Source organism: Clostridium cylindrosporum DSM 605, from assembly GCF_001047375.1.
Taxonomy (GTDB): Bacteria; Bacillota; Clostridia; order Clostridiales; family Caloramatoraceae; genus Clostridium_AB; species Clostridium_AB cylindrosporum.
This window is the reverse complement of the sequence record NZ_LFVU01000004.1, coordinates 1-17,759: the sequence shown is the minus strand read 5'-3', so window position 1 is coordinate 17,759 and position 17,759 is coordinate 1. Positions and strand designations below refer to the sequence as shown.

Genomic DNA, 17,759 nt, shown 5'->3' with positions numbered 1-17,759 from the left:
TTGAGTAAGATAAAGGTTATGACCATATTTGGTACTAGACCTGAGGCAATAAAAATGGCTCCTCTAGTAAAGGAACTAGAAAGTAGAGAGGAAATAGAGTCTATTGTATGTGTAACTGCACAACATAGGGAAATGCTAGATCAGGTTTTGGAGCTATTTAAAATTACACCTGATTATGATCTTGATATAATGAAGGAAAGACAAAGTTTAACTGGTATAACAAATAGAGTGTTAAAGGGGCTTGATGAAACATTTCAAGAGGCAAAGCCAGATATGGTACTTGTTCATGGAGATACTACAACAACATTTGCAGGTGCCCTTGCAGCTTTCTATAATCAAATAAAGATAGGGCATGTAGAGGCTGGCCTTAGAACATTTAATAAGTACTTCCCATTCCCAGAGGAAGCAAATAGAAAGCTAACTGGGGCTATAGCTGACGTACACTTTGCACCGACTAAGATATCTATGAATAATCTTCTGCGTGAAGGAATATTAAGAGAAGATATATTTGTTACAGGTAATACAGTTATAGATGCTATGAAAACAACAGTTGAAGAAGAATATAACTTCGATACTGAGGTTTTAAATACTATAGACTTTGAGAATAAAAAGGTTATTATGGTAACTGCCCATAGAAGAGAGAATTGGGGAGAACCACTTGAAAATATATGCAACGCATTAAAGGAAATTGTTACATCAAGAGATGATGTTGAAATAGTTTATTTAGTTCATCTAAATCCTGTAGTAAAGTCAGTTGCAGAAAAAATTCTTGGAGGAGTAGAAAGAGTGCATCTATTGTCTCCACTTGATACAAAGGAAACTCATAATCTTATGAATAGAAGTTATATGGTAGCTACAGATTCAGGTGGACTTCAAGAGGAGGCGCCACATCTTGGACTTCCAGTATTAGTTCTTAGAGATGTAACTGAAAGACCAGAGGCGGTAGAGGCTGGAACAGTTAAAGTTGTTGGAACTGATAGAGAAGTTATAGTAAGGGAAGCTCTTGACCTTATAGATAATGGGGATAGTTATGGGAAAATGGCTAATGCGGTAAATCCATATGGTGATGGTCTTGCATCAAAAAGAATAGTTGATTCGATTTTATACTATTTTGACAATAAAGTTGAAAGACCTGAGGAACTTTTATAAAAATATAAATTTACAAAAAAAAGGCAGAGAAATAGGTATTTAATTCTCTGCTTTTTTATATATTTTATAATAAGCAAAGGAATTAAAGTAGAGATGTAGAAATTAATATTCTGAAGAAAATCATTGAACGAAAGATTTAAAATTTTCAAACAATATAAAGGGCATAAAAAGCTAATATATTGATAGTATGATAGAGATAATTTGGTTAGACATGTATAAATATCTTATTAAAATTAAAATGTTACTTTAAAATTTATTAGTAAAGTGATAAAATCTATTTAATATAAAAATATTTGTATATTATTTTTATATTAAATGTTAACAGAATGTAAATATTATACGATGTATATATTGATTAGATTGAAATTTAAGTAATTATAGACAGTGCATTCTAAATGTTTACAAAATTTTGAAAAAAGGAATTAAAAACTATAAATAATTTAAGATGGCTGGTGGAATAATGGACAATAGTATTGTAGATCTTCTAATTGAAAAAACCAAGATAGCTGGAGTAACTTCAATTTTCATTGGTGTTATATCTATGATTTGCCTTGGGCTAGAATTTGGAATAAATTATTATTATGGTTTTTTTATTGGTATATTAAATTTTATCTTTTTTTCAATAGGTTCATATAAACTAATCGATAAAGGCAGTGGTAAGGCTAAAACTGTACAATTTCTCTTATTCATAGCAAGGTATGTAATAGTAGCGATAGCTCTTTCCATAGCTGTTACAGAATTTGGTGCCAATGTATTTGCTCTATTTATAGGGCTTTTAACAATAAACATATCTTTGGTGATTTCAGTAATTCCAGTTAAATTTAAAAAAAGAAAGGAGGTATAATGCTGATGCATGAAGGTGGTATAACAATAGAAAGTTTGAATTTTTCTATAGCAGGAATACCTATAACCTTAACATGGGCAGTTTTCCTTCAGTGGTTTGTTATGGTATTTGTTATAATTGCTGCTTTAATTCTCACTAGAAAGCTTGAAACTGTACCAAAAGGGAAACAGGTTTTTGTTGAAACAGTTGTAGAAGGAATATACAAACTTGTTGACAGTGTTATGGGTAGAGAATATAGAAGTTTTGCACCTTACATAGGTACAATTATGATTTATATGCTTTTCCTAAACATACTTCCTCTGGTGGGAGGTCTTAGAGCTCCTACAAGTGATTACAGTGTTGCACTTGCATTTGCACTTATGACATTTATTATTATCCAAGCTAATGCAATTAAACACGGTGGACTTGGAGGGTATCTTAAGGGATATACACAACCTGTAGCACCACTACTTCCGCTAAATATAATGGAAAGAGTTTTTGTTCCTGTATCACTTAGTCTACGACTTTTCGGGAACATAACTGCAGCTATTATAGTAGTAGAACTTATATATGAAGGATTGACATTTATATCAGAAAAAGTTTTACATGCTATTCCAGGCATGACAAATATCCCTATACTTGCAACTTTAATACCAGTACCATTCCATATGTATTTCGATATTTTTGATGGAACATTACAAATGGTGGTATTTTCAATGTTAACAATGATATTTATAAAGACAACAGCAGAACATTAATTTTTAACATTAAAGGAGGAGAAAATAATGAATTTAGTACAAGGACTTATAGCACTAGGTGCAGGACTAGCGGTAATCGGAGCAATTGGTGGAGGAATCGGTGTTGGTATAGCTACAGGTAAAGCCTGTGAAGCTGTAGGAAGACAACCAGAAGCTAAGGGAGATATCATGAGTACATTTATACTTGGAGCTGCACTTTCAGAAGCTACAGCTATATATGCTCTTCTAGTTTCAATAATACTACTATTTGTTTATAAGTAAAATAGTAGTAGTTTTTGGCTTGCTTAAGTTTGAAAATTCAAATTTATGCAAGCCTTATTAAAATTAGAAGGAGGCATAAGTAGAATGGTTAGTTTAACTTTAAATCCAGCAACCATTATAGTAACTGTAATTAACGTTCTTATAATGTTTGTTATATTAAAGAAGATTCTTTTTGAAAAGGTTTCTTCATTTATGGATGCTAGAACAAATGGCATTGAGTCTAAGCTAAAGGAAGCCTCTGATGACAGAGCTAAAGCTAAAGAACTTAAGCTTAAGTTTGAAAGTCAAATGAAGAATGCTGATATAGAAGGAAAGAAAATAGTTGAAGAATATAAAGTTAAAGCAAGTAAGCTTTCAGATGAAATGCTAGAAGAAGCTAAAAAAGAAGCTGCTCTTATTAGAGAAAGAGCTAGAATTGACGCTGAAAGAGAAATGGATAAGGCAAAGGACGAAATAAGAAAGCAAATCATCGCTTTATCAATGCTTGCAGCTGCAAAATCAGTGGGTGGACAATTAGACGAGAAAAAACACCACGATCTTATTAACGATTTTATAAATAAGGTAGGGGTATAGTTATGCAAGAAATTGCTGCAAAAAGATATGCCCATGCTTTATTTGGAGCAGGGGTAGATAAAAATAATCTTGATCTATTTTTAGAACATATTGAGAGTGTCTCAAGTGTTTATAAGGATAATAAAGATCTTAGCACGTTTTTAAACCACCCAACAATTAGTATTGAAGAGAAAACTTCACTAATTGAAAACGTATTTAAGGGAAGAGTTGACGAAGAGATTTTAAATCTTATAGTTCTTCTACTAGAACATGGAAGAATAAATGAGATATCTTTAGTATCAGAGAATTTTAGAAGGCTTGTAGATGATCATAAGGGAATAAAAACCGCATATGCAACTACTGCTGTTAAAATGACAACTGAGGAAATTGAGAATCTTGAATCAAAGCTTTCAGCTAAGTATAACTTAAAGATTAAGGTTGAAAACTTTATTGATGAAAGTGTAATAGGTGGGGTTTATCTTAAGATAGACGACGAAGTATTCGACGGAACTATAAAGGGTAGCCTTGAAAAGATACAAAAAGAAGTAATGAAACAAGGTGGCGAGGTGAGAGCATGAGTATAAGACCTGATGAAATAAGTTCAATCATTAAGTCACAGATCTCAAACTATGAAAATAAGCTTGAGTCTGTAGATACAGGTACTGTAATCAATATTGGAGACGGTATTGCAAGAGTTTACGGTCTTGAAAAATGCATGGCAGGAGAGCTTTTAGAGTTCCCAGGAGAAGTTTTTGGGATGGCTCTAAACCTTGAAGAAAGTAATGTAGGTGCCGTGCTATTTGGTTCAGAAAAGGGAATTAAAGAAGGTGACATAGTAAAAAGAACAGGAAGAGTTGTTGAAGTTCCTGTTGGAGAAGCTATGATAGGAAGAGTTGTTAACTCACTAGGTCAAGCAATAGACGGAAAAGGTCCTATAAAAACAGATAAAACAAGACCTGTAGAAGTTGTTGCACCAGGGGTTATTTATAGAAAGTCAGTTAATGTACCACTACAAACAGGTATAAAGGCGATTGACTCTATGACTCCTATTGGACGTGGTCAAAGAGAGCTTATTATCGGTGATAGACAAACTGGTAAAACAGCTGTTGCAATTGACACTATTATTAACCAAAAGGGTAAGGATTGTATATGTGTTTATGTTGCAATCGGTCAAAAGCAATCAACTGTTGCTCATATAGTTAATACTCTAGAAGAAAGAGGAGCTATGGATTATTCAATAGTTGTTTCAGCATCTGCATCAGAGGCTGCACCACTTCAATACCTAGCACCATTTGCTGGAGTAAGTATGGCTGAGGAATTTATGTATGCAGGAAAGGACGTTCTTATAGTATATGATGATTTATCTAAGCACGCTGTTGCATACAGAACAATGTCTCTACTACTTAGAAGACCACCAGGACGTGAAGCATTCCCTGGAGATGTATTCTATCTTCACTCAAGACTACTAGAAAGATCAGCTAGAATATCAGATGATATAGGTGGAGGGTCAATTACTGCACTTCCTATAATCGAAACTCTAGCTGGAGACGTTACCGCATATATACCAACAAACGTTATATCTATAACAGATGGTCAGATATTCCTAGAGTCAGATTTATTCTTCTCAGGAGTTAGACCAGCTATAAATGCTGGTATATCTGTATCCCGTGTTGGTGGATCAGCGCAAATTAAAGCAATGAAACAAGTTTCAGGTTCACTTAGACTTGAGCTTGCACAATATAGAGAACTTGCTGCATTTGCTCAGTTTGGTTCAGACCTTGATAAGGATTCAAAGGAAAGAATCGAAAAGGGTCAAAGACTAATAGAAGTTCTAAAGCAAGATCAATATAAGCCAATGCCAGTTGAAGAGCAAATAGTAATTCTATATGCTGCTGTAAACAACTTCTTAAAGGACATAGCAGTTGAAGAAGTTAGAAGATTTGAAAAGGAATTCTTAGAATATGTAAGAGTTCATAAGTCAGAACTTTTAACTACAATTCTAGATAAAAAGTCTTTAGACGATGAAGTTAAAAACTTACTAAATACTACACTTGACGAATTTAAGAAAATCTTTAAATAAGGCAACAAGGAGGTGTTACCTTGGCTGGAGCAGGATTACTTGATTTAAAAAGAAGAATAAAATCTGTAACTAGCACCCGTAAGATTACAAAGGCTATGGGACTTGTTGCCACAGCAAAGTTTAGAAAAATTAGAGAAAGAGCAGAAGGAACTACTCCTTACTTTGAAAAATTTGAATCTGCTGTAAAGGGTATTGCCCTTTCATCAGAAGTTGCATCTTCAAAGTATTTTAATGCAGTAGAAGGTAAAAAGGATATATACATTGTTATAGGCTCAGATTCAGGACTTTGTGGAGGTTATAACACTAATATATTCTCTGAAACTGTAAGAGCAGTAGAAGGTAAAAATGTATCTTTAATAACTGTAGGACAAAAAGCCCGTACATTTTTCTCTTTAAGAAACTTTGATACTATGGCAGAGTATGTAGAGCTTGGACCAACACCTTCCTATAAGGATTGTGTTGAAATTATAAGACCTGCAATAAAGGCCTTTGAACAGGGTGAAGCATCAAATGTATATGTTGTATATACAAAGTTCCATTCACCAGTTAAGCAAACAGTAGAATTTTTAAAGGTTCTACCAATGGAAAAAGAAGAAGGAGCAAAGGGTTCTGAAGCTATTTTTGAACCATCAGCTGCTGAGATATTCGATTATATAGTACCGAAATATATTAATACTACAATGTTTTATGCAGTTGTTAATGCAATAGCTAGTGAGTATAGTAGTAGAATGTCTGCAATGGATAATGCTACGAAGAACGCTGACGAGCTTATTGATAAGCTGAAATTACAGTTTAATAGAGCAAGACAAAGTAGTATAACACAAGAAATCACGGAAATAGTAGGTGGAGCAGAGGCTCTTCACGACTAAGGAGGGAGAACATGGCACAAAATGTGGGAAAAATAACTCAAGTAATAGGACCTGTTATGGACATAAAGTTTGAAGATGGCCATCTTCCTGAAATATACAATGCCATTACTATTGAAAACGGTGACCAAAAGATCATAACAGAAGTTATGCAACATATCGGAGACGACGTTGTAAGAACTGTTAGTATGGAGGCTACTGAAGGTATTGTAAGAGGAATGAAAGCTGTTGATACAGGAAAGCCAATATCAGTTCCAGTTGGAGAGGCTACACTTGGAAGACTATTCAACGTTCTTGGACAGCCTATTGATAATGCGGGAGAAGTTGGGGCTAAGGAGCTTTATCCTATACATAGACCAGCTCCGTCATTTGATGAACAATCAGTTGCACCTGAAATGTTCGAAACAGGAATTAAGGTAGTTGACTTACTTGCACCATACCAAAGAGGTGGAAAAATAGGACTATTTGGTGGAGCGGGAGTTGGTAAAACAGTTCTTATCCAAGAGCTTATTAACAACATTGCAAAGCAACACGGTGGACTTTCAGTATTCACAGGTGTTGGGGAAAGAACAAGAGAAGGTAATGACCTTTACTATGAAATGAAGGAATCGGGAGTTATATCTAAGACTGCACTAGTATTTGGACAAATGAATGAACCACCAGGAGCTAGAATGAGAGTTGCTCTAACTGGTCTTACAATGGCTGAATACTTTAGAGACCAAGGTCAAGACGTACTTCTATTTATAGATAATATATTTAGATTCTCACAAGCAGGTTCAGAGGTTTCTGCCCTACTAGGTAGAATTCCATCAGCGGTTGGATATCAACCAACACTTGCAACTGAAATGGGTGCTCTTCAAGAAAGAATCACAACTACAAAAAATGGTTCAATCACATCAGTTCAAGCTGTTTACGTTCCAGCGGACGACTTAACTGACCCAGCACCAGCAACAACATTTGCATTCCTTGATGCAACAACGGTTCTATCAAGATCAATATCAGAGCTTGGTATTTATCCAGCGGTTGATCCACTAGAATCAACATCAAGAATTCTAGATCCTAGAATAGTTGGTGAAGAACACTATGAAGTAGCTCAAAGAGTTAAAAACATACTTCAAAGATACAAAGAACTACAAGATATTATAGCGATTCTTGGTATCGATGAATTATCAGAAGATGATAAGCTAGTAGTTTCAAGAGCTAGAAAGATACAAAGATACCTATCACAACCATTTAGCGTTGCTGAGCAATTTACTGGTTTTGAAGGTAAGTATGTTCCTATAAAGGAAACTATAAGAGGATTTAAGGAAATACTTGAAGGAAAGCATGATAGCATTCCAGAGGGAGCATTCCTATTTGTTGGTTCTATCGAAGAAGCTGTAGAAAAAGCTAAGGCTATGGCATAGTCTAGGGGTGATATAATGGCAAAATTTGAAATAGAAATAGTTACTCCAGAGAAGAAATTCTTTGTAGGAGAAGTAGAGTCTATTAACTTAACGACTCTAAATGGAAAAGTTCAAATCCTTGCAAATCATATTCCCTATGTAACAGGGCTTGTTCCTGGGGTTATTAAAATAGTCCAAAATGGTAAGGAAAAAGTTGCAAGTCTTTCAGGTGGATTTATCCAGTTTGCAAACAACAAGGGTATTATCCTTGCTGACGCAGCTGAATGGCCACAGGAAATAGATGTTGAAAGAGCTAATGAAGCTAAGAAAAGAGCTGAAACTAGACTTCAAAATAAGAAAAATGATCATAATGTAGATATATCTAGAGCAGAATTTGCGCTAAAGCGTGCAATGGCGAGAATACAAGCTTCTAGTTATAATCACTAAATTATTTAAAGGCTGTTGACAATGTTGTCAACAGCCTTTTGATTGCATGACTTCTAATGAAAGCTAGTAGTCTTGAAATGGTGTGTTGTCTATATCTAAAGCGACGAGACCATTTCACAGAGTTTCTAATCTAACAAAAAGACTACTGAAATATATGTTTACACCAAATATATAATAATTTCTGAAGGAATTAATTATGTTTGATAAACAACAAGAGAATCAATGAGAACTTCAACTTAAAAAGAAATCACTTTCAACAGAGGTTCAATTAAATGTTGTTATGTGAGGCTACACTACTTGCGTGAGCACTACCCCTACATACTATACTTTAATTTTCTCTATATTTGCCCCAATTCCTTGAAGCTTACCTACTATATCAACATATCCTCTTTCAATATGATATATATCAGATATTGTAGTTTCACCTTTAGCAAATAGTCCAGCAAGGATTAATGCAGCTCCTGCTCTAAGGTCAGTTGCTTTAACATCAGCTCCTGTTAAAACACTGCTTCCTTTAACAATTGAAAGTCTACCATCTATCTTAATATCAGCTCCCATTCTTCTAAATTCATTAACATGCATAAATCTGTTTTCGAAAACTGTTTCAGTAAATATAGATGTTCCATTTGCTATACTCATTAGAGCCATAAGTTGTGACTGCATATCAGTTGGGAAACCTGGGTATGGGAGTGTTTTTATATCAACTGGACTAATTACTCCGTTAGATATAACGCGTACCTTATTGTGTCCTTCAAGTACCTGAACACCAGCTTCTTGAAGTTTTGCTATAACAGGTCGAATGTGGTCTGGTACAACATTTTCTACAACAACGTCACCACCTGTTATTGCAGATGCTACCATAAATGTTCCAGCCTCTATTCTATCTGGAATGAATATATGATTTGTTTCATTTAATGATTCAACACCTTCAATTTTGATGCTATCACTTCCTGCACCAGTTACTTTACATCCAATACTATTTAAGAAATTTGCAAGGTCTACTATTTCTGGCTCCTCAGCTGCATTTTGTATTATTGTTTCACCTTCAGCAAGACAAGCGGCTACCATTATATTTTCTGTTGCACCAACAGATGGGAAGTCAAGGTAAACATTAGCACCACGTAGACGGGTGCACTTAGCTTCTACAAATCCATATCCTGTTTCTATTTCTGCTCCAAGGGTAGAAAGTCCCTTAAGGTGAAGGTCGATTGGTCTTGTTCCTATATTACAGCCTCCAGGAAGAGAAATTCTAACTCTTCCATATCTTGCAAGTAGAGGACCCATAACCAAAAAAGAAGCACGCATTTTACCAACAAGATCAGGGCTTGGTTCAAGAGATAGTATATTGTTACAACATATTTCAAGTTTGCAAGTTGCAGGATCAATATTAACATCTGCTCCTAATGACTTTAAAACATCAGTTATAACATAAACATCATTTAACAGTGGTACATCTGTAAATGTACATTTTTTATCACTAAGAAGAGTAGCTGCAATAATAGGAAGTACTGAGTTTTTTGCAGCCCCTACCTTGATTTTTCCTTTAAGAGTATTGCCACCTTTAACTAATATTTTATTCATAATAATTCCTCCATTCAATTAATACTCAGTTGAAATAATAGGGCTACCAACCCATATGTAAGTACATTTATCTGTTTTAGAGTATTTACCGGAGGCTTGAAGGTTTATATTCTTTCCGTTAACGCTAATAGATTCATGTAAATCATTTGTAAAACCTGAAAAGCTAACTGAAGAATCTTCGTAGTCCTTATTAAAACTTACAGATGAGTTTGAAAGCATAGAAGAAATGAGAGATTTTATTTCATCTTTACTTAGGTTCTTATTAATTTTTCCTACAATTTGGGATGACACCTTTGCATTCTTGTCAAAGGTAAGTATCATCTTACGAATATTTTCCCTTAAATTAATAATATTCTCATGGGTCATATTATGTGAATAAAAAACAGAAATATATTTTGAAGTTTTAGAATTTTTTGATGTAGATACTGTAATAGTAATAGGATTTATTGAGGATTTATACTCACCAACTATTGATGAATCAGATTCTAATAATGAAAAGGTCTTGTCCTTAAAATTATCCTGAATAAATGCTGTTAATATATCTTTATTACTTACATTTGAATAAAAATGGCCATAACTAAAAACTTCTTTTTTTATTATTTTGCTACTTGAATGAGATATTAGATTTTCAAGGGAATCTACCCTAGAATATGCACGAGTGCTTATAACATTAAATAAAGAAAAGATAAGAATTAATGAGATAATAATTTTTTTCATGATTAACCCCCCTTAAATATGTACATTGGTAATTATGAACACAAAAGACTGTTTAAATACATGTAAAGTGAAAAATATAAATTTTTTATATTAATATATTTAAATGATGAAAGTTAGAAAGCAGTAATAAATATATGTAAACAAAAATATATTATTAAACAAGGCATGAAAATGGGAGGTGTTATATTGAAGAAAATATTGATGTTTCTAGGGTTGATTGCTTTTTTGATGATTGGCATACCTATGGGGGTTGTTGGATTTAGTAACTTAAAGGCAGCCCCTTCAATAAATAAGACTAAAGAAACTGAGGTGAAAAAGAAGGAGGATACAAAGAAAGCCCCTTCAAAGGTAGAAAATAAGGATGTTAAGGATATTAAAGATATAGCTAAGAGTAAGGATGTAATGGTTAGAGTTTATTATGTTCCTCAAAAAAAGATAATATCACTTCCTATAGAAGAATATATAAAGGGAGTTGTTTCCTCTGAAATGCCAGTGAGCTTCCATGAAGAAGCGCTAAAAGCTCAGGCAATAGCTGCTAGAAGTTTTGTTGTTCCAAGACTAGCAGTAGCAGGGGGGAAAGGATATTCCAAGGTTAAAGGAGCAGATGTATCTAGTGAAGTAGATTGTCAAGCATTCCTTCCTAAGGAAGAAAGAATGAAAAAGTGGGGAGCAGAGGCGGAAGCTAAATGGAGAAAGGTTAGCAAAGCAGTAGATGATACAAGGGGACAAGTATTAACATATGACGGGAAAATAGCAACATCTATAAAGTACTTCTCAACTAGTGGAGGGAGAACTGAGGATGCTGTTGAGGTCTTTGGTAATGCTCAGCCTTATCTTAAAAGTGTAGAAAGTAAAGGTGAAGAGGAAGCTCCAAGTTTTAAATCTCAAGTTACAGTAAAAAGAGAAGAATTTGTAGCAAAAATAAAATCTAAGTATAAAGACGCTAAGATAGATGCTAAAAACTTAGATAAACAAATTAAGATCTTAGAAAGAACAGGAGGAAATAGAGTTAAGTCTATAAGTGTAGGTGGAAAAGTTTTAACTGGAGTAGAAATGAGAAGTCTATTTGGATTAAAATCAGCTGACTTTACCTTAGGATTTGATAGGGCAATTGTTGCCTTCTATGTTCAGGGGTATGGCCATGGTGTTGGTATGAGTCAGTGGGGAGCTAATGAAATGGGTAAATCAGGTAAGAAATATAATGAAATTCTAACCCATTATTATAAAGGGATAGGAATTGAGGATTACGGGAAGTATATAAAATAGAAATTTTGGCAAGACTGTTAGGTGAAGTGACCTAGCAGTTCTTTTTTTCCCAAAAAATAAAAAATCCAGATTATATGTATGAGAATTGAATATCTGGACAAAAATACAAATGGAGGTGTTATTTATGGGAATAAAAAATTCATCAAAGAAACCAAACCTAGTTAAAAGGGAAGGGTTTTACGTAGTATTATTCTTATGTCTTTGCGTAGTGGCTGTGGTAACAGTTTATCTATCAAAGGCTAATTCGCTAAGGAAGGAACAAGAGCTTGCTCAAAAACCATCAGTTAAGGTTGAAAGCAAAATAGAAGATGCTGAACAAGTTAAGAATCCTAATGGGACTGTTCCTACAATGAAACGTACTAAGAAGGAAGAAGAAAAATCTAAGGAAGAAAAAACAGAAGCTAAGGATAAAAATAAAGAAGAAAGTAAAGATACATCGGCTAAAAAGAAACAAAGCATTAGTTTAGAAGCTCCAGTTAAAGGAGAAGTAAGTAAGAAGTTCTTTAAAAATGAACTTGCATATACTAAGGCTTTAGATATTTGGGAAACACATGAGGCTATAGATATTGCTTGTAGTCTAGGAGCTGAAGTAAAGTCAGCTGCTAAGGGGAAGGTAATAGACGTTTATAACGATGATAAGGCAGAAAAAACTCTGAAGTCAGGATATGGACTTACTGTTGTTGTTGAACATGATAATGGATATAGAACAGTTTACTCAAATCTTGCAGATAATCTAAAGGTTAAAAAAGGTGACAAGGTTGAAGCGGGAACTGTAATTGGAGCCGTAGGTGATACATCAGTTAGAGAAGCGGTTAAGATTGATGGAGCTCACTTACACTTTGGACTTCTAGAAAAATCAGATAAGGATTACCAAACATTAGACCCAGCAGGTTACATAAAAAAATAACTAAAAGGGCACATACAGTGCCCTTTTATAATAGACTTAATTAAAGGAGGCATATACCTTGAAGGATTACATAGAGGATAGAGTTTTAGAAATAGCAAAATACATTATAGATTCAAAATCAACAATAAGACATGCTGCTAAGAAATTTGGTGTTAGTAAATCTACAGTACACAAAGATATAACAGAGAGACTTCCAAAGATAAACCCAAAGGTAGCAGTTGAAGCCAAAAATATACTAGATGTAAATAAATCAGAAAGACATATTAGAGGTGGAAAAGCTACAAAAATGAAATATAACGTATCAAATATGTAAACTCCCTAAAAAATATTGGTTTTTAAGAAGGAATTTTGTGTTTTATATCGAATACATGTAGTTAGTAATGTCAAATTTTATGAAATAGGGAGTGGAAATTAACTATGTTTGGAGCAGGAAATGATATCGGTATAGATCTTGGTACAGCTAGTGTGTTAGTTTATGTAAAGGGAAGAGGTATAGCACTTCAAGAACCATCAGTTGTTGCCCTTGATATGAAATCTAATAAAGTATTAGCTGTAGGAGAAGATGCTAGAAACATGATAGGAAGAACTCCTGGACATATTGTTGCCAAAAGACCTCTTAGAGATGGAGTCATATCAGATTATGATATGACAGAACAAATGTTAGTTCACTTCATTAAGAAAGCTATTGGTAAAAGAGGATGGAGTAAGCCTCGTGTTATAATTTGTATACCATGTGAGGCAACAGGAGTAGAAAGACGTGCGGTTAAAGATGCAGCGCTTAATGCAGGAGCTAGAAGTGTGTATTTAATTGAGGAGCCTATATCAGCAGCTATTGGAGCTGGTGTTGATATATCAAAGCCAAGTGGTTCTATGATAGTAGACATAGGTGGTGGAACAACAGACGTTGCAGTAATATCATTAGGTGGAATGGTAGTTAGGTCTTCAATTAAGGTTGCAGGGGACAAGTTCGATGAAGCTATTATGTCATACATAAGACGTGAACATAAGGTTATGATAGGTGAGAGAACCGCTGAAGAGCTTAAGAAAAATGTTGGATGTGCCTTTAAAAGGGATGATAAGGTAACAATGGACGTTAAGGGACGTGACCTTGTAAGTGGTCTTCCTAAGAATATTACTATTACTTCAGATGAAATGGGAGTGGCTCTTAAGGATACTGTTGAAGCTATTGCTGATTGTGTACATTCAGTGCTTGAAAAGACACCACCAGAGCTTTCAGCAGATATTAGTGAAAAAGGAATCATAATGACAGGTGGAGGATCTCTTCTTTGGGGTCTAGATAAGCTTATAGAAGAGAGAACTATGGTACCGGTTGTAATTGCAGATGATGCAGTATCAAGCGTTGCACTTGGAATAGGTAAATCTTTAGATCATGTTGATACATTTGTAGAAGATATCTCTGCTATCTAAAAACTATATGTAACTAAAGCCTTATAAATGGTTTATCACCTTAAATCATTTATAAGGCTTTTATTCTTATGTCTTCATATTATTTGCAAGTATAAATGCATCTTTTATTGTTTCTGAAAGCTGCATTATAAAGTTTAATCTAATACTTCTCATAGAAAAAATATCGCAGTTATCAATAGTGTCAACAACTGCAACAACAGATATGTCCCCTACTTTAGGAAGTGTTTTTCCCACCCCTTTTCCAGGGTGAACGGGACCGAATTTTACTTGTATATCACCTATAGCGTCTTCGTTACCTATACATGCATCTACTGCAATTACAAAGTGATCAGGATAGGTTTCATAAACGTGGCTTAAAACTTTATCAAGATTAACTGCATGGGTTGGAAATTCAAGTGTACCTACGACTGGGAAGGGATAGTCTTCCTTTGTAAGAAAGGTGCCAACTAGTGGACCTACAGAATCTCCTATACATTTATCAGTACCAATACAAACTATGATTGTATTTTCCTTTAGAAATTCTGAAAGAAAGGTTCCAATCTTTTCAACCGCATCTTTGTCTAAATAATTAACTCTCACTCCGATGTTATCAGATATAGAACTTGTCAATTGCTTCACCTCCTGTATTAATATATAAGCTGGAAGGTATAATTTATTACTATTTATAGGGAATAAAAAAATTATTTTAGAAAATAATAATTATAACTAAGTGTTAAGAGGTGATACATATGAAAAAAATAATACCTGCAGCATTTCTTATAGCAGCAACAATTTTTTCATCAGTAGCTATGCTAAAGATAGATGGCCTAGAAGTAGAGGCTAAGGAAGATAACAATATATTTCTTGAAGAAGTTAATAAGCCAGAGGGGTCAGGGTATATATATGATGGCGAAGACAAGATAAACATACCAGTGCAAAACCGTTAGTTTTTAGAGGGTTGTAGCCCTCTAAAAATTTTTTTATAAATAGTGTTGACATTGTTTAATAATAAGTGTATTATAATATATGTCGAAGGGGTTCAGCCCAGACAAGAAAACTTAATAATTAGTATGGAGTTCATGGAAGCATAGCTCAGCTGGGAGAGCACCTGCCTTACAAGCAGGGGGTCACAGGTTCGATCCCTGTTGTTTCCACCATTTGCCGGCATAGCTCAGTTGGTAGAGCAACTGACTTGTAATCAGTAGGTCGTGGGTTCAAATCCTATTGCCGGCTCCATACATGGAGTAGTTCCCGAGTGGCCAAAGGGGGCAGACTGTAAATCTGTTGTCAGCGACTTCGGTGGTTCGAATCCACCCTGCTCCACCAAGAACTTAAGCTTAGCTTAAGTTCTTTTTTTATGCACTTTTAAGGCAAGTTAATCAAAATGATTAGCTTGCCTTTTTATTTGGAAAAAATATGTTTGACATTATTAGTAAAATATCATATTATTGTATTAAGTGATTAATACAATAAGGAGGAAGGGTAATGGGATGGGACTTTGATAAAAACAAACCTATATATTTGCAGTTAGTAGAAATACTGAAGTTTAAAATCGTTTCTGGAGAATTAAACATATCAACAAAATTAAAGTCTGTAAGAGAAATGGCTGAAGAAGCAGATGTTAATCCTAATACAATGCAAAGAGCACTCGCAGAACTTGAAAGAGAGGGACTTGTATTTACCCAGAGAACAAGTGGAAGGTTTGTAACTGATAATGAGGAAATGGTAAGAAATATGAGAAAAGAAGTTGCGAATAAAGAGATTAATTCATTAAAGGAAATGTTATTTAAACTTGGATATTCAGAGGATGAAATGATTGATTTGATTACTGTTAATATAAAGGAGGTATAATAATGGATTGCATAATACAGTTTAAAGATGTATGTAAAAAGTTTGGAAGCAAAGAAGCCTTAAAGGGAATAAACCTTGAGATTCCAAAGGGCAAGATAGTAGGACTTCTTGGACCTAATGGAAGTGGGAAAAGTACTATGATTAAAATGATAAATGGTCTTTTAGGGCCAGATAGTGGAGTGGTTCTTATAAATGGAAGTTCTCCTTCTATAGAAAGTAAAAAAATAATATCATATCTACCAGAAAGAACTTATCTAAGTGACTGGATGAAACTTCATGATCTTTTAAAGTTTTTTAGGGACTTTTATGATGATTTTGATATGGATAAAGCAGAGGACATGATTAGAAGTCTTGATATAGATATAAATCAAAGATTAAAAACGATGTCAAAGGGAACTAAAGAAAAGGTTCAACTTATACTTGTTATGTCAAGAAGGGCAAAGGTTTATATACTTGATGAGCCTATTGGAGGGGTAGACCCTGCTGCTAGAGCCTATATTCTAAAGACAATAATAAAAAATTATTCAGAGGATAGCACATTGATAATTGCAACTCACTTAATTAGTGAAATTGAAAGTATATGTGATGAAGTTATATTTATATCTAAGGGAGATATAATTCTTCAAGGTGATACTGAGAGTATTCGAGAAGAAAAAGGAAAATCTATAGATACATTGTTTAGGGAGGAGTTTAAATGTTAGGGAAATTATTAAAGCATGAACTAAAGGCAACTAGTAGAACTTTTATACCGCTTTATATAGCAATTATAGTAGTATCACTTTTAAATGGGTTGTTTCTAAATCCTAATAATCAAATAACTAGGATTCAAGGGATAGGCGTTTTGCTTCTGGTTGGGCTATTTGTAGCACTTGGGGTTGTAACAATAGTTGTTACAGTTCAAAGATTTAATAAGAATCTTTTAGGTGATGAAGGATATCTTATGTTTACACTTCCAGTTAGTCCGAAAATGCTTTTACTTTCAAAAACAATAGTATCTACCATATGGTGTGTTTTAAGTGGAATTACTGCAATGATTTCATTTTTTATTATAGGGATGTCATTTGCAATTAAATCAGGGGGATTTAAAGAACTTAACTTAGATTTACTATGGAGTGAACTTAAAAAGGTATTTTTAACTGAAGCATTTGGGAATACACTTTTAGTTGGAATGGAACTTCTAGGACTTATGATACTTTCATATGTGGTGTTTATCTTAATAATTTATCTATCAATTTCAGTAGGTCAACTGCCAGTATTTAATAAACGTAGGAAGTTAGCTTCATTTATAGGATTTTTTATTATTAATATAATAATAAATTATGTAGTAATATTATTATCAGGCTATATAAGTACATTAGCTTATACAATACAAAATATAATGGTTGTGTCTTATTTAGTTAATATTACTGCAGGAGTTATTTTATTCTTTGGCACGAGTTATATATTAGAGAAGAAGCTGAATTTAGAGTAGTTAATTTGAAAGCTGCATGGTTTAAAATGCAGCTTTTTTACTTTAAAAAATAAATTTAAAAAAGTTTTATAAAAAGTTTTATAAAAAGTTTTATAAAAAGTGTTGACTTTATTTTATACCCATGATAAGATATATCTTGTCAGCAAGAGATGTTGACGACACGGAAGCATAGCTCAGCTGGGAGAGCACCTGCCTTACAAGCAGGGGGTCACAGGTTCGATCCCTGTTGTTTCCACCA

At 33.9% G+C, this 17,759-nt stretch carries 21 protein-coding genes and 4 tRNA genes; 22 read left to right on the top strand and 3 right to left on the bottom strand.

Annotated features, from left to right (window positions below; translation table 11 throughout):
* From wecB to atpC, 10 genes are all read left to right on the top strand, one after another.
* Positions 1–1,149, top strand: coding sequence for a non-hydrolyzing UDP-N-acetylglucosamine 2-epimerase (gene wecB / locus CLCY_RS02295; RefSeq protein ID WP_048569527.1), 1,149 nt, complete (start codon positions 1–3; stop codon positions 1,147–1,149).
* Between the two features lie 460 nt (positions 1,150–1,609).
* Positions 1,610–1,993 carry a hypothetical protein gene (locus CLCY_RS02290; RefSeq protein ID WP_048569526.1) on the top strand — a complete coding sequence of 128 codons (384 nt, stop codon included), beginning with the start codon at positions 1,610–1,612 and terminating at the stop codon, positions 1,991–1,993.
* A complete protein-coding gene (locus tag CLCY_RS02285; RefSeq protein ID WP_048569525.1) occupies positions 1,993–2,730 on the top strand; it encodes a F0F1 ATP synthase subunit A in 738 nt (245 codons plus the stop codon). Before CLCY_RS02290 ends, CLCY_RS02285 begins: the two co-directional genes overlap by 1 nt.
* Positions 2,731–2,757: 27 nt before the next feature.
* On the top strand, positions 2,758–2,991 hold the full coding sequence (atpE, locus tag CLCY_RS02280; protein ID WP_048569524.1) for an ATP synthase F0 subunit C: 234 nt from the start codon (positions 2,758–2,760) through the stop codon (positions 2,989–2,991).
* A gap of 84 nt (positions 2,992–3,075) precedes the next feature.
* Positions 3,076–3,564, top strand: a complete 489-nt coding sequence (locus CLCY_RS02275; RefSeq protein ID WP_048569523.1) for a F0F1 ATP synthase subunit B — start codon at positions 3,076–3,078, stop codon at positions 3,562–3,564.
* A gap of 2 nt (positions 3,565–3,566) precedes the next feature.
* The gene (locus CLCY_RS02270) at positions 3,567–4,121 is read left to right on the top strand and encodes a F0F1 ATP synthase subunit delta (protein ID WP_048569522.1); all 555 of its coding nucleotides are present in this window, start codon (positions 3,567–3,569) and stop codon (positions 4,119–4,121) included.
* Positions 4,118–5,623 (top strand): F0F1 ATP synthase subunit alpha, encoded by a 1,506-nt coding sequence (gene atpA / locus CLCY_RS02265; protein WP_048569521.1) that lies wholly within the window; start codon positions 4,118–4,120, stop codon positions 5,621–5,623. The genes CLCY_RS02270 and atpA overlap by 4 nt, the downstream gene beginning before the upstream one ends.
* Before the next feature lie 20 nt (positions 5,624–5,643).
* Positions 5,644–6,492, top strand: coding sequence for an ATP synthase F1 subunit gamma (gene atpG, locus CLCY_RS02260; RefSeq protein WP_048569520.1), 849 nt, complete (start codon positions 5,644–5,646; stop codon positions 6,490–6,492).
* Between the two features lie 11 nt (positions 6,493–6,503).
* Positions 6,504–7,895 (top strand): F0F1 ATP synthase subunit beta, encoded by a 1,392-nt coding sequence (gene atpD / locus CLCY_RS02255; protein WP_048569519.1) that lies wholly within the window; start codon positions 6,504–6,506, stop codon positions 7,893–7,895.
* A 15-nt stretch (positions 7,896–7,910) separates the two neighbouring features.
* Entirely contained in the window at positions 7,911–8,321 is a 411-nt protein-coding gene (gene atpC / locus CLCY_RS02250; protein WP_048569518.1) for an ATP synthase F1 subunit epsilon, read from the top strand.
* A 321-nt stretch (positions 8,322–8,642) separates the two neighbouring features.
* Here the strand turns inward: atpC and murA are convergent, their stop codons facing one another.
* Both murA and CLCY_RS02240 read right to left on the bottom strand, forming a co-directional pair.
* The gene (gene murA, locus CLCY_RS02245; RefSeq protein ID WP_048569517.1) at positions 8,643–9,902 is read right to left on the bottom strand and encodes a UDP-N-acetylglucosamine 1-carboxyvinyltransferase; all 1,260 of its coding nucleotides are present in this window, start codon (positions 9,900–9,902) and stop codon (positions 8,643–8,645) included.
* 18 nt (positions 9,903–9,920) lie between these two features.
* Positions 9,921–10,619, bottom strand: a complete 699-nt coding sequence (locus CLCY_RS02240) for a YwmB family TATA-box binding protein (RefSeq protein WP_048569516.1) — start codon at positions 10,617–10,619, stop codon at positions 9,921–9,923.
* Positions 10,620–10,805: 186 nt separating this feature from the next.
* On the opposite strand from CLCY_RS02240, the gene spoIID reads away from it, so the two are divergent.
* From spoIID to mreB, 4 genes are all read left to right on the top strand, one after another.
* The gene (gene spoIID, locus CLCY_RS02235; RefSeq protein WP_048569515.1) at positions 10,806–11,885 is read left to right on the top strand and encodes a stage II sporulation protein D; all 1,080 of its coding nucleotides are present in this window, start codon (positions 10,806–10,808) and stop codon (positions 11,883–11,885) included.
* Positions 11,886–12,009: 124 nt separating this feature from the next.
* Positions 12,010–12,792 carry a M23 family metallopeptidase gene (locus CLCY_RS02230; protein ID WP_048569514.1) on the top strand — a complete coding sequence of 261 codons (783 nt, stop codon included), beginning with the start codon at positions 12,010–12,012 and terminating at the stop codon, positions 12,790–12,792.
* A 58-nt stretch (positions 12,793–12,850) separates the two neighbouring features.
* Entirely contained in the window at positions 12,851–13,105 is a 255-nt protein-coding gene (spoIIID, locus tag CLCY_RS02225; RefSeq protein WP_048569513.1) for a sporulation transcriptional regulator SpoIIID, read from the top strand.
* Positions 13,106–13,209: 104 nt separating this feature from the next.
* Entirely contained in the window at positions 13,210–14,220 is a 1,011-nt protein-coding gene (gene mreB, locus CLCY_RS02220; RefSeq protein ID WP_048569512.1) for a rod shape-determining protein MreB, read from the top strand.
* Positions 14,221–14,286: 66 nt separating this feature from the next.
* On the opposite strand, the gene yyaC is transcribed toward mreB, so the two are convergent.
* Positions 14,287–14,829: a spore protease YyaC gene (gene yyaC, locus CLCY_RS02215; RefSeq protein WP_082141663.1), complete on the bottom strand. Its 543-nt coding sequence runs from the start codon at positions 14,827–14,829 to the stop codon at positions 14,287–14,289.
* Between the two features lie 119 nt (positions 14,830–14,948).
* On the opposite strand from yyaC, the gene CLCY_RS02210 reads away from it, so the two are divergent.
* From CLCY_RS02210 to CLCY_RS02175, 8 genes are all read left to right on the top strand, one after another.
* Entirely contained in the window at positions 14,949–15,146 is a 198-nt protein-coding gene (locus CLCY_RS02210) for a hypothetical protein (protein WP_048569511.1), read from the top strand.
* 134 nt (positions 15,147–15,280) lie between these two features.
* Positions 15,281–15,356: transfer RNA gene (locus CLCY_RS02205), tRNA-Val, on the top strand.
* Positions 15,357–15,359: 3 nt separating this feature from the next.
* Positions 15,360–15,435, top strand: a tRNA-Thr gene (locus CLCY_RS02200).
* Positions 15,436–15,440: 5 nt separating this feature from the next.
* Positions 15,441–15,525, top strand: a tRNA-Tyr gene (locus tag CLCY_RS02195).
* A 159-nt stretch (positions 15,526–15,684) separates the two neighbouring features.
* Positions 15,685–16,050 (top strand): GntR family transcriptional regulator, encoded by a 366-nt coding sequence (locus tag CLCY_RS02190; RefSeq protein WP_048569510.1) that lies wholly within the window; start codon positions 15,685–15,687, stop codon positions 16,048–16,050.
* Between the two features lie 2 nt (positions 16,051–16,052).
* Positions 16,053–16,751 (top strand): ABC transporter ATP-binding protein, encoded by a 699-nt coding sequence (locus CLCY_RS02185; RefSeq protein ID WP_048569509.1) that lies wholly within the window; start codon positions 16,053–16,055, stop codon positions 16,749–16,751.
* Positions 16,745–17,521 (top strand): hypothetical protein, encoded by a 777-nt coding sequence (locus tag CLCY_RS02180; protein WP_048569508.1) that lies wholly within the window; start codon positions 16,745–16,747, stop codon positions 17,519–17,521. The genes CLCY_RS02185 and CLCY_RS02180 overlap by 7 nt, the downstream gene beginning before the upstream one ends.
* A 162-nt stretch (positions 17,522–17,683) precedes the next feature.
* Positions 17,684–17,759 (top strand) — tRNA-Val (locus tag CLCY_RS02175).